An 11,909-nucleotide genomic window follows, 5' to 3' on the forward strand; every position below is an offset into this window, starting at 1 on the left:
GGTTCCTCCGGTGGGGTGGTGTGCCTGAGTGCAGCATACGGGGTGGCGGGGCGGGGCGCGTCATCCGAACGGTGGAGGGGCGTGATGCGGCGGGACGTGAAGGTTGGGTGAGGGAGCGCGTGTGCCGCAGACCACACAGACAATACGTCCATGCCGTAAAATGAACGGATGCTCAGGGTAGAGTCAGAGTACAGACCGGCAGGAGACCAGCCGACCGCCATCCGCAGCCTGGTAGAAGGCCTGGAGTCCGGACTGCGCTCCCAGACGCTGCTCGGCGCCACCGGCACCGGCAAGACGTACACCATGGCCAAGGTCATCGAGGAGACGGGCCGCCCCGCCCTCATCATGGCCCCCAACAAGATCCTCACGGCGCAGCTCGCCAGCGAGTTCCGCGAGTTCTTCCCCGGCAGCGCCGTGGAGTTCTTCATCTCGTACTACGACTACTACCAGCCGGAAGCGTACGTGCCGGGCAAGGACCTCTTCATCGAGAAGGACGCCAACATCAACCACGAGATCGAGCGCCTGCGGCACTCCGCCACCCGCAGCCTCCTGACGCGGCCCGACACCATCGTCGTCGCCAGCGTCAGCTGCATCTACGGCCTCGGCGACCCCGAAGAGTACCGCGCGCTGAACCTCGTGCTGAAGGCCGGCGAACCGATCGGGCGCGACGCGATCCTGGAGCGGCTCGTGACCATGCAGTACGAACGCAACGACATCGAACTCGCGCCCGGCCGCTTCCGCGCCAAGGGCGACACCCTGGAGATCTGGCCCAGCTACGACGAGCAGCCGCTGCGCCTCGAACTGTGGGGCGACGACCTCGAACGCATCCAGGTGGTGCACCCCGTCAGCGGCGACGCGCTCGCCACGCTCGACGCGACTGTCGTGTACCCCGCCAAGCACTACGTGGCGTCCGCCGGGAACGTGGAGCGGGCCATCGTCACCATCCAGCAGGAACTCGACGAGCGCCTCGAGTACTTCCGCAGCATGGGCAAACTGCTCGAAGCGCAGCGCATCAAGGAACGCACCCTGTACGACCTGGAGATGCTGAAGGTCCTCGGGTACTGCTCCGGCATCGAGAACTACTCGCGGCACATCGACGGGCGCGCGTCGGGCGCCACGCCGTACACCATGCTCGACTACTTCCCCGACAACTTCATCACGTTCATCGACGAGTCGCACGTCACCGTCCCCCAGATCGGCGGGATGGCGAACGGCGACCGCGCCCGCAAGCAGACGCTGGTGGATTACGGTTTCCGCCTCCCCTCGGCGCTCGACAACCGCCCCCTGAACTTCCAGGAGTTCCTGGAAAAGACCGGGCAGACGGTGTACGTGTCCGCCACGCCCGGCCCGTACGAGCGCGAGGTGAGCGACAACACCGCCGACCAGATCATCCGCCCCACCGGTCTCGTCGACCCGCAGGTGACGGTGCGTCCCATCCAGGGACAGATCGAGGACCTGCTGGGCCGCATCCGGCAGCGGGCAGGCATCGGGGAGCGGGTGCTCGTCACGACGCTCACCAAACGCATGAGCGAGGACCTCAGCGAGTACCTGCTGGAGAAGGGCGTCCGCGCCCGCTACATGCACAGCGACATCGACGCGGTCGAACGGCAGGTCATCATCCGCGACCTGCGCCTCGGGCATTACGACGTGCTGATCGGCATCAACCTGCTGCGCGAGGGCCTCGACCTGCCGGAAGTGAGTCTGGTCGCCATTCTGGACGCCGACAAGCCCGGCTTCCTGCGCAGCGAACGCGCCCTCATCCAGACGATCGGCCGCGCCGCCCGCAACCTGAACGGCGAAGTCATCCTGTACGGCGACACCATCACGCCCGCCATGCAGTACGCGATGGACGAGACGCGCCGCCGCCGAGAGAAGCAGACCGCGCACAACCTCGAACACGGCATCACGCCCACCAGCATCAAGAAGACCGTCCGTGACGTGATCCGCGGCGAGGAGGAAGCCGAACTGCCCACGGGCGGCACGCTCGCCGAAGGCAAGGACGCGCTCACCATGCAGCTCACGGACCTGGAGCTCGACATGTGGCAGGCGTCCGAGGACCTGGATTTCGAGCGGGCCGCGTCCCTGCGCGACCAGATCCGCGCCATCGAGGCGAAACTGCAGGGCAAGGAGTTCTCGCAGCCCACCATCCCCGGCCAGAAGGTCCGCAAGCGCGGCCGCCGCTGACCCCTCCCCCACCCGCCTGACGCCCTGCCCGGTCACGGCCCCTCTGTGCGGGGCTGGCCTGCCGGGCGCGGGTGTGGTCTGCTGGGGGCATGAATCTCCTGGTGCTGGGCGGAACGCAGTTCGTGGGGCGGCACATCGTGGAAGCGGCAGTGGAGGCGGGGCACAGCGTGAGCGTGTTCACGCGCGGGGTGTCACCGGACGACCTGCCGCCCGGCGTGACGCGCCTGCGCGGCGACCGGGACGGCGGCCTGGACGCCCTGCGGGACGGGTCGTGGGACGCGTGCGTGGACGTGAGCGGGTACGTGCCGCGCGTGGTGCGGCAGAGTGCGGAGCTGCTGCGGGGCCGGGTGGGACGCTACCTGTTCATCAGCACGGTGAGCGTGTACGCGCCCGGGCCGCGCGACTGGACGCCGGAGGACGCGCCGCTGCAGGAGCTGGACGACCCGGCCACGGAGGACGTCCAGGCCGCGTACGGGGGCCTGAAGGTCCTGTGCGAGCGCGTGGTGAACGAGGTGTTCGGGGAGCGTGCGACGCACGTCCGGCCGCACATCGTGGCGGGGCCGTGGGATCACACGCGGCGGTTCACGGCGTGGCCGGAAGCGCTCGCGGCGGGCGGGCCGGTCCTCGCGCCGGGCGACGGGAGCGACCCGGTGCAGTACGTGGACGCGCGGGACCTCGCGGCGTTCGTGCTGCGCCTCCTGACGGACGGCACGCCCGGCACCTTCAACGCGGCGGCCGGGAGCCGCTCGTGGCACGCGTTCCTGAACGGGGTGGCCGAGGGCGTCCGGTCACAGTCGGAGCTGGCGTGGACACCCGCCGCCGAACTCGCGGAACGCGGGCTGGGGTGGGCGGAGGTGCCGCTGTTCGTGCCGCGCGCGCTGGACGTGACGGGCCTCATGCGGGTGGACGTGTCGTGGGCGGAACGGGCGGGCCTGCGCTGCCGTCCGCTGGAGGAGACGGCGCGTGACACGCTGGCATGGAGCGTCACGCGGCCCGCCGGGGAGCGGCCCGTGCCGGGTATCCTCGCCGCGCGGGAAGCGGGACGGTGAGCGCCGCGTGACGGGAGGGACGACCTGGCGGGTGTCGGTGTTCGTGGGCGTGAGCCTGGACGGCTTCATCGCGCGGGCCGATCACGGCCTGGAGTGGCTGGACGCCGTGCGCACCGACCCGCCCGAGGACACCGGGTACGCGGCCCTGATGGCGTCCGCGGACGCGGTCGTGATGGGACGACGCACGTACGACGCGGTGCTGGGCTTTCCCGGGTGGCCCTTCGCGAGACAGCGGGTGACGGTCCTCACGCACCGCCCGCCGCCAGGGAGCGCGCACGGCGAGACGTTCGCGCAGGGGCCGCTGCCGGACGTGCTGGACAGCCTGCGGGCAGGCGGGGCGAGGCACGTGTACCTGGACGGCGGCGTGACGGTCCGGCAGGGCCTCGCGGCGCGGCGCGTGACGCACCTCACGCTGTCGTGGGTGCCCGTGCTGCTGGGGCGCGGCGTACCGCTGTTCGGGCCGGACGTGCCGGAGGGCGCGTGGACCCTCACGGGCAGCCAAGCGTTCCCGAGCGGGCTGGTGCAGGCGACGTACGAGGCGCGAGGCACCTGAGGCGGTGTTGATCCTATTTCAGGGACGCCGGGAACAGCGAAGGCATCCCTTCTTGGGCAGGACGGACGCCCTGCAGGACGCCTGCCCGCTTCCATCTCCTCAACACCGTACTTCTTGTATGCCGTCCGCTCTGCTGCACTCCAGGCGGTCAGCCATCCGGTGTTACTTCTCGCCGATGTACTTGCCCCAGCCTTCGCGCATCTGCGCGAACTGCCCGTAGGCGTAGAAGCCGAAGCTGGGTGCGCGGGGCGGCATGCGCAGCGGCATCTGCGCCTCGTCGGGCGTGCGGCTGCCCTTGCGCTGGTTGCAGATGCGGCAGGCGGTGACGACGTTGTCCCAGCCGTGCCGTCCGCCGCGTGAGCGGGGGTGCACGTGGTCGATGGTGAGGTCCTCGCGGGACCCGCAGTACTGGCAGACGAAGTGGTCGCGGCGCAGGACGTTGCGGCGGTTGAAGGGAATGGGGTGGGCGCGGGGGCGGCGCACGTAGCGGCGCAGGCGGATGACGCTCGGGACGAGCAGTTCGGTGCTGGGCGAGCGCACGACGTCGCTGCTCTCCTCCAGCACTTCGGCCACGCCGTACTGCACGAGGGTGATGGCGCGCTTGGCGCTCGTGACGTGGAGAGGTTCGTACGAGGCGTTCAAAACAAGCACGCGCGGGGTGCTTAGATTCACCGCCGCGCGTGCCGGGCCCGTCACCTCTGGGGTGGTTGGCTCCGTCGTTGCTCTTGGCGTTATCCCGTTCACACGGAAAGTTTAGCGCGTTTGGGTCAGAGCAGTGTTGCGCACAATGGCTTACGCGTCCTGCCTTGCTGCCAGCGCCACACTCATGACTGTTCGGCGCACTCATGAAGGTTCACGTAGGCGTGGCGACGGGTGCGGGACAGAGGCGTGCGGCGGTCCGGCCCGGTGCCGGTTCATGGGCAGATGCTGCGTCAGCTCACTGCAGGTGGACGGGGGGCCGGTAGACTGTGCGCATGACACCTGTACTCGTTCCGCTGACCACCCCCGATGAGGTCGAGACCTTCCTCGCCGAGAACCCGCTGTCCGGCGTGTTCAAGGCGGGCACCTGCCACAAGACCATGCAGGGCTTCGGGGTGCTGGAGACGTTCCTGAAGGACCACGATCTGCCGATCGGGTTCATTCGCGTGGTGGACTGGCGTCCGGCGTCGAACCACGTGGCGGCGCGGACGGGCATCACGCACCAGTCGCCGCAGCTGATCGTGTTCCGGGACGGCGAGCCGGTCTTCGACGTGGACAACTGGGACATCACGCCGGAGGCGCTGGAGCCGGTCTTCGCGACGCTGGTGCCCGCGCGCGGCGAGGCGGCGGCGGTCGTGGCTGGAAGCGCGGCGGGCAGCGTGGAGCCGTACAAGGCGCTGATGCGGGCCTTCCTGGACGGGCAGCTGCCCGACTGGGCCTTCCAGGACCAGTACGTGAACATGTTCCGTGACGACGCGTCGCTGCGCAGCAAGCGGGAGTTCGAGCTGCTGTCGAACCTGTTCGGGGATCCGGACGCGTACCACGGTGGGCTGCATCAGCTGGGCGCGCCGCAGGAGCGCGGGAACCTGAAGGAGCGCGTGCAGGAGCTGCTTTCGGCCCTGTAAGCGTCCCGTAAGAGGCCTTGAGGTGAGATGGGTGAGTCTGAACAGGCTCACCCGTTTCTCGTGTGTGCCTGCCTCCTGCCGCCCGGGCGTGTCGTGCGGCGGGGTGTCGGCGTTCGTCTGCTGCGGTGTCTGGGCGTGTTCCGTGCCGGCCCGCATTCGTCCCCCTGCCCCTGATGCGAAAATTGCCGCAGCCTCGGGGGCCGAGATCCATTAGGATTTGTTAACTATGTCTCATGTCTGGCTGCCACTCCCCACGGATCAAGCCGTTTACGACGGACTGTCCACCGACCATTACCCGTGGACGGAGGTGTACACCGACCTGAGTCTGCGGCCACAGTTCAGTGGCGTGCTGGACGTCCGGCAGAGCGGCGCGGCCGGGCGCTTCCTGTGGGTGAACGGCGAGCTGCGCGGCGGCTTCGGCCAGGAAGGCGAGCTGGACGTGCGGGTGCTGCCCAGCACCTTCGCGCGCGCCACCGTGAGCCTCACCCCGCTCGACCCGGCCCTCGCGCAGCTCGTGTGGTCCTGCCGGGACGGGGACCTCGTGTCCCTGCCCATCGAGTGGCCGGACGCGCGCGACCTGTTCGCGTCGCGCCGCTTCCGGGGCGCGCTGCTCGGCGCGAACAGCTGCAGCTTCTGGGAGGACGGCCGCCTCGTCGCCGGGAACGTCCCGCGTCCCGGCGAGCCGCTGCAGACCGTGACGCCGCGCGCACGCTACACGCACGCGGACCTGGAGGTCTTCTGGTCGCTGGTCATGTCGGCCAGCGCCTCCCGCCTGCCGCTCACCGAGGCGTGGCGGCAGGCAGCGTCGCGTCTGGCAGACACGCACCCCTGCCTAGACCCCTTCGCGCGCGAAGTGTGGCTGGACGGCACGACCGTGCACTCCGACCCGGAAGTCCCGGTGGCGGAACTGCGGGCCGCGATGCTCGACCAGTACCGCACGATGACGGCCCTGCACGGCGTCGCGCCGCGCAGCATCCCCATGCCGGAGGCACGCAGCCACCCGCTGTGGGCGACTTCAGGACTGGACGAATGACCGTGCGCGCCCGGCAGGACCACGGCATGCCCGTGCGGTCTGAACGGGCCACCCCAGAAACGACAGGAGCGATATGAGTGCAGAACTGGATTACCCCGCCTGGCCGCCCGGCCTGACCGACCAGACCCCGCTGCCCTTCATGTACTGGCGCGTGATGCACGTCGTGGACGGCCGCCGCAGCATCGAGAAGCTCTCCACGACCCTCGGCCTGAAGGAACCGCAGCTGCGGCAGGCGCTGACCGAGGTCCGCAACTGGCTCGGACGTGCCGCCGTCCGTGAACAGCCGCTCACCGGGGAACTGGAGAAGGCGCTGCGGCAGGCGCTCGTGAGCGTGGTCGGCCCGATGGGCGAACTGATGATCGACGACGCGCTGGACGACCTTCCCGAACAGACGACCCTCTCGGCCCTGGTGTCGAGTCTCAACACCCAGCTCAGCGAACCGCACAGCCAGGCCCTGGCACGCATCCTACGCAGCAGAGGAATTGCATGAAATACACCGTGGTCATCCGTCAGCCTGTTCCCGAAGCCATTCTGGGTGAACTCACCCGGGAACTCAGCAAGCAGTTCGAACTGACGGCCGATCAGGCCGCCAAGCTCGCGTCGCGCCGCAGCGGTCGCCTCATGAAGCCCACCACCCGCAAGCGGGCCGAGCGCCTGATGCAGGTGTTCCAGAGTGTCGGCGCGCAGGTGACGCTGGAAGAGGTCCGCGAGGACACCACGATGCTCAAGGACCCCTTCGCGGCCGAGCGTCCCGGACTGGTCGGCGCGGCCACCCTGCCGGTCCCGCAGGTGGACACCAGCCCCTACGCCCCCGCCGGGACGAGCGCGTTCCCGCAGGGCGACGCCCTGACCGGCGGCCCGAGTCCCTACGGCACCGGCCCGCTGCTGTCCGGCGAGAGCACCTTCACGGGACTGCCGTCCGGCACGCAGGCCGACTGGGGCAGCACGACCGTCGCGACACTCCCCTCGCAGGGCTGGGATGCGGGCCTGCTGCCCAGCGACCCGCTCCCCACCCCGGAACCGTTCGTGCAGCGCGACGCGGACCTCGTCACGCCGGAACACGTGCCGAGCGGCGTGCCGGAAATGAACCTGGGCGGCCTGCTAGGCACGTCCCGTCCGGCCAGCACCCCGGACCTGCCGGACGACATCACGGCCCTCACGCCGCTGCCGGACAACGTGTACGGCCTGTCCGGCGCGACCTTCCCGAGCAGCGCGCCCCTGCCCACCGTCACGAGCGAACCGATCACGGACGACGCGTGGGCGGACTTCACCGGCTCGCTGAACAGCGCGCCCGCGAACAGCACGAGCACGCCCGAAGTGAACAACCCGACCAGCATCATGACGGTCGAGACCGAAGCGGACGCGAAACCCGCGCGCCGCAGCAGCCTGTCGCGCCGCGTGCTGCTGTCCACCCTGCTCCCGCTGGGACTGTTCACGCTGCTGACACTGGGCTTCCTGGTGTACGCCCTCCCGAACGCGCAGCGGCAGCTGATCACCCAGAACGCGCAGGCGGTGGCGGTCGCCGTGGGCAGCAACCTCGACGTGACCGACCAGAACACCGTGTACGCGCAGCTGGACGCGCTCATCAAGCGCAGCTCGGTGGGTTTCGTGCAGGTGAACCTGCCGGACGGCACGACCTTCTTCCGCAGCAAGAACGCGTACACCGACGGCCCCCTGTCCGAGCAGATCGCGGCGTGGGTGCAGCAGCACCCGGACAACTCGACCTTCGTGCAGAGCGGCAGCCCTGCCGACTCGTACCGGTACCAGCTGGCCCTGCTGGAGCAGGTGGGCGCGGGCGACTCGGACCAGGCGAAAGCGCTGAAGCAGTCGGTGGCGAACCCCGACAACCAGAAGTCCACCACCATCACGTACCTGCTGTCGAGCATCAACGTGACCCAGAACGCGCAGGGTGACCGTGCGGTGGGTCAGGGCATCAAGGCCGCCAGCGGCACGCCGCTGTACAGCATCGTGGTCGGCGTGCCGGGCGACGCGGCCTTCGCGCTGCTGCGCAACACGCTGCTGCTGGTGCTGGGCGTGGCCCTCCTGGCGTTCATGCTGGCGGCCCTGCTCGCGGCCCGCACGGCGCGCCTGGTGGTGCAGCCGATCGAGCGTCTGGTGCGCGCCGCGGACGCCATCAGCATGGGTGACCTGGACCGCCCCGTGACGGTGGAGCGTAACGACGAGATCGGTGACCTGGCGCAGGCGCTGGAACGCATGCGTCTGTCGCTGGAGGCCGCAATGGAACGCCTCCGCCGCCGCCGCAAGGGCGTCTGAGCCTCTCCCCTCTCCGCGACACCTCCTTCAGCCTGACTGCCCCCGGAACGTTCCGGGGGCGGTTCCGTTCTGTCCGGAGCGGAACGCTACAATGAGGGCATGACGGCTCCCGCCCCCACCACGCTCGTGCTGATCGACGGGCACGCCCTGGCCTTCCGGTCGTACTTCGCGTTGCCGCCCCTCACGAACCGTCAGGGCGAGGCGACGAACGCCATCCTGGGCTTTCTGAAGCTCACGCTTCGCCTCGCGCGGCAGGCGGGCAATCAGGTGATCGTGGTGTTCGACCCGCCCGTGAAGACCTTCCGGCACGAGCAGTTCGAGGGGTACAAGGCGGGCCGCGCCGAAATGCCCGCCGACCTGCCCGGCCAGATCGACCGCATCCGCGAGATCGTGGACGCGGTGGGCCTGCCTCGCCTGGAAGAACCCGGCTACGAGGCGGACGACGTGATCGCGTCCCTGACCCGAAAGGCGGAAGGGACCGGCATGCAGGTGCGGATCGTGACGAGCGACCGCGACGCGTACCAGCTGCTCGACGATCACGTGCGCGTCATCACCAACGACTTCCGGCTGATCGGGCCGCAGGAGGTGCTGGAGAAGTACGGCGTGACGGTCCGGCAGTGGGTGGATTACCGCGCGCTGACCGGCGACGCGAGCGACAACATCCCCGGCGCGAAGGGCATCGGGCCGAAGACCGCGTCGAAGCTGCTGCAGGAGTACGGTTCGCTGGAAGGCATCTACGAGGCCGCGCGGGCCGGGACGCTGAAACCGGACGGCACGCGCCAGAAACTGCTGGATTCCGAGGCGGCCGTGCAGTTCAGCCACCGGCTGTCGTGTATGGTGACGGACCTGCCGCTGGACGTGCAGCTGGGCGCGGGGCGACTGCCGGGCGACCCGGCGCGGCTCGACGCGCTGCTCACGGAACTGGAGCTGCACTCGGTGAAGCGCGACGTGCTGGGCCTGGACGGGCCGGAGGCGCGGGTGCCGGACAGCGTGCTGGAGGCCGAGCACGCGCGGGAGCAGACCGTCCAGGCCGAACCGGTCGCGGAGGCGGCGACCGCGGAGTGGCGCACGCCCGGCGAGGACGTGGTGTGGGGGTACGTGCTGTCCCGCGAGGACGACCTGACGGCGGCCCTGCTGGACGCCGCGACCTTCGAGGCGCCGGGCGAGGGCACCGGCGAGGCGGGCGTGGTGCGGGTCGCGCCGCGCCAGGAGCCGCCCGAGTGGCGCCGCACCGAGGCGTACGCCCCGCCGGAAGGGCTGTTCGGGGACGCGCCGGACGCGCCGCGCACCAAGACGCAGCAGAAGGCCGCCGAGAAGGCACGGAAGGAGCAGGAGAAGGCCGCGCAGAAGCTGCGTGAGCAGTTCCCGGCGACGGTGCTGGACGCGGAATTCGTGGGGCAGCGGACCGTCACGGCGGCCGGCGCGAAGGCTCTCGCCGCTCACCTGAGCGTGCGCGGCACGACGCTCGAACCGGGCGACGACCCCCTCCTGATGGCGTACCTGCTGGACCCCGCCAACACCAGCATGAGCGCCGTCACGCAACGCTACCTGAACACGCCCTGGCCGGACGACGCGGCGGGCCGCGCCACGCTGAGCGCCCGGCTGCTGCGCGACCTGCCCGCGCAGTTCGACGATGCGCGCCGCGCCCTGTACCACGACATGGAGCTGCCGCTCTCGCGCGTCCTGACGCGCATGGAGGTGCACGGCGTGCGCCTCGACAGCGAGTACCTGCGCGGCATGTCCCTCGCGATGGGCGCGCGCATCGCGGCCCTCGAAACGCAGATTCACGCGCACGCGGGCCGGGAATTCCAGATCCGCAGCCGCGACCAGCTGGAAGCGGTCCTGTACGACGAACTGGGCCTCGCCAGCGGCAAGAAGACCAAACTGACCGGGAAGCGCAGCACCGCCGTCGCCGCGCTGGAACCCCTGAGGGACGAGCACCCCATCGTGCCCGCCCTGCTGGAATACCGCGAGCTGGAAAAATTGCGCGGCACGTACCTCGACCCGCTCCCGAACCTCGTGAACGCCCGCACGGGCCGCCTGCACACCACGTTCGCTCAGGCGGCCGTCGCGACGGGACGCCTGAGCAGCCTGAACCCCAACCTGCAGAACATCCCCATCCGCAGCGAGAATGGCCGGGAGCTGCGCAAGGGCTTCATCGCGGACGACGGGTACTGCCTGATCAGCGCGGACTACTCGCAGATCGAGCTGCGGCTCCTGGCGCACATCGCGGACGACCCCCTCATGCAGCGCGCCTTCCAGGAGGGCGCGGACATTCACCGCCGCACGGCCGCGCAGGTGCTGGGCCTGAACGAGGACACCGTCACGCCCGACCAGCGCCGCGCCGCGAAGACCGTGAATTTCGGGGTGCTGTACGGCATGAGCGCGCACCGCCTGTCGGGCGATCTGGGCATCCCGTACGCGGACGCGGCGGGCTTCATCGAGACGTACTTCAGCACGTACCCCGGCATTCGCGGGTACATCGACCGGACGCTGGACTTCGGGCGGCAGCACGGGTTCGTGGAGACGCTGTACGGCCGCCGCCGCTACGTGCCGGAACTGACGAGCGGGAACCGGAACGTGCGCGAGGCAGGCGAGCGGCTGGCGTACAACATGCCGATCCAGGGCACGGCGGCCGACATCATCAAGCTCGCCATGATCCGCCTGGACCGCGAACTGCAGGGTACGGGCGCGCGACTGCTGCTGCAGGTGCACGACGAACTGCTGCTGGAAGTCCCCGAGGAGCGCGCGCAGAGCGTCGCGGCCCTCGTGCGCGAGGTGATGGAGGGCGCCGTGCAGCTCAAGGTGCCGCTCGCGGTGGAGGTGGGCGTCGGCCCGAACTGGTACGACACCAAGTGATACGGTTTTGAGCTGAACTTTTGGAGTTCAGCCGAGCGAAGCGAGCACCAACAAGTACGGTTTGGAGGAGATGGAAGCGAGCAGGCGTCCTGCAGGGCGCTGTTCTGCCCAAGAAGGGATGCCTTCGCTGTTTCCGGCATCCCTGGAATCGGATCAACACCGGATGAGGCAGCTCCGGTTTGCCCGGCATGGCTCCCGGACCGGACGCACAGGTAAACGGGCAGGAGACGCCTGTCCTGCCACACTGCACCCATGACCACCCCCACGAACCCCAAACCGAAACCGCAGCCGCAGCCCGTCCCCACGCCCGCCCCGAAACCGGATGGCGGCCCCGTCACTCCGCCCCTGCCGGA

The 11,909-nt window shown here is 69.8% G+C and carries 9 protein-coding genes; 8 read left to right on the forward strand and 1 reads right to left on the reverse strand.

The window, feature by feature from the left end; translation table 11 throughout:
- Window positions 1-168: 168 nt before the first annotated feature.
- The 3 genes from uvrB (at window position 169) to IEY33_RS14335 (ending at window position 3,786) form a co-directional block, all read left to right on the forward strand.
- The gene (uvrB, locus tag IEY33_RS14325) at window positions 169-2,184 is read left to right on the forward strand and encodes an excinuclease ABC subunit UvrB (RefSeq protein WP_188963974.1); all 2,016 of its coding nucleotides are present in this window, start codon (window positions 169-171) and stop codon (window positions 2,182-2,184) included.
- An 89-nt stretch (window positions 2,185-2,273) separates the two neighbouring features.
- Window positions 2,274-3,233 carry an NAD-dependent epimerase/dehydratase family protein gene (locus tag IEY33_RS14330; RefSeq protein WP_188963975.1) on the forward strand — a complete coding sequence of 320 codons (960 nt, stop codon included), beginning with the start codon at window positions 2,274-2,276 and terminating at the stop codon, window positions 3,231-3,233.
- Window positions 3,234-3,240: 7 nt separating this feature from the next.
- A complete protein-coding gene (locus IEY33_RS14335) occupies window positions 3,241-3,786 on the forward strand; it encodes a dihydrofolate reductase family protein (protein ID WP_188963976.1) in 546 nt (181 codons plus the stop codon).
- A 162-nt stretch (window positions 3,787-3,948) separates the two neighbouring features.
- Here the strand turns inward: IEY33_RS14335 and IEY33_RS14340 are convergent, their stop codons facing one another.
- Window positions 3,949-4,458 carry an HNH endonuclease gene (locus IEY33_RS14340; RefSeq protein WP_188964046.1) on the reverse strand — a complete coding sequence of 170 codons (510 nt, stop codon included), beginning with the start codon at window positions 4,456-4,458 and terminating at the stop codon, window positions 3,949-3,951.
- 302 nt (window positions 4,459-4,760) lie between these two features.
- Between IEY33_RS14340 and abxC the strand changes: the two genes are divergently transcribed.
- The 5 genes from abxC to polA all read left to right on the forward strand — a co-directional run bounded on the left by abxC (window position 4,761) and on the right by polA (window position 11,556).
- Window positions 4,761-5,390, forward strand: coding sequence for a monothiol bacilliredoxin AbxC (gene abxC, locus IEY33_RS14345; protein WP_188963977.1), 630 nt, complete (start codon window positions 4,761-4,763; stop codon window positions 5,388-5,390).
- Between the two features lie 226 nt (window positions 5,391-5,616).
- Window positions 5,617-6,423, forward strand: a complete 807-nt coding sequence (locus IEY33_RS14350) for a hypothetical protein (RefSeq protein WP_188963978.1) — start codon at window positions 5,617-5,619, stop codon at window positions 6,421-6,423.
- A gap of 73 nt (window positions 6,424-6,496) precedes the next feature.
- Window positions 6,497-6,913 (forward strand): DUF8082 domain-containing protein, encoded by a 417-nt coding sequence (locus IEY33_RS14355; RefSeq protein ID WP_188963979.1) that lies wholly within the window; start codon window positions 6,497-6,499, stop codon window positions 6,911-6,913.
- The gene (locus IEY33_RS14360; RefSeq protein ID WP_188963980.1) at window positions 6,910-8,697 is read left to right on the forward strand and encodes a HAMP domain-containing protein; all 1,788 of its coding nucleotides are present in this window, start codon (window positions 6,910-6,912) and stop codon (window positions 8,695-8,697) included. Before IEY33_RS14355 ends, IEY33_RS14360 begins: the two co-directional genes overlap by 4 nt.
- 99 nt (window positions 8,698-8,796) lie before the next feature.
- Window positions 8,797-11,556: a DNA polymerase I gene (gene polA, locus IEY33_RS14365; RefSeq protein WP_188963981.1), complete on the forward strand. Its 2,760-nt coding sequence runs from the start codon at window positions 8,797-8,799 to the stop codon at window positions 11,554-11,556.
- Window positions 11,557-11,909 lie beyond the last annotated feature (353 nt).

It is taken from the genome of Deinococcus aquiradiocola (assembly GCF_014646915.1).
Lineage (GTDB): Bacteria > Deinococcota > Deinococci > Deinococcales > Deinococcaceae > Deinococcus > Deinococcus aquiradiocola.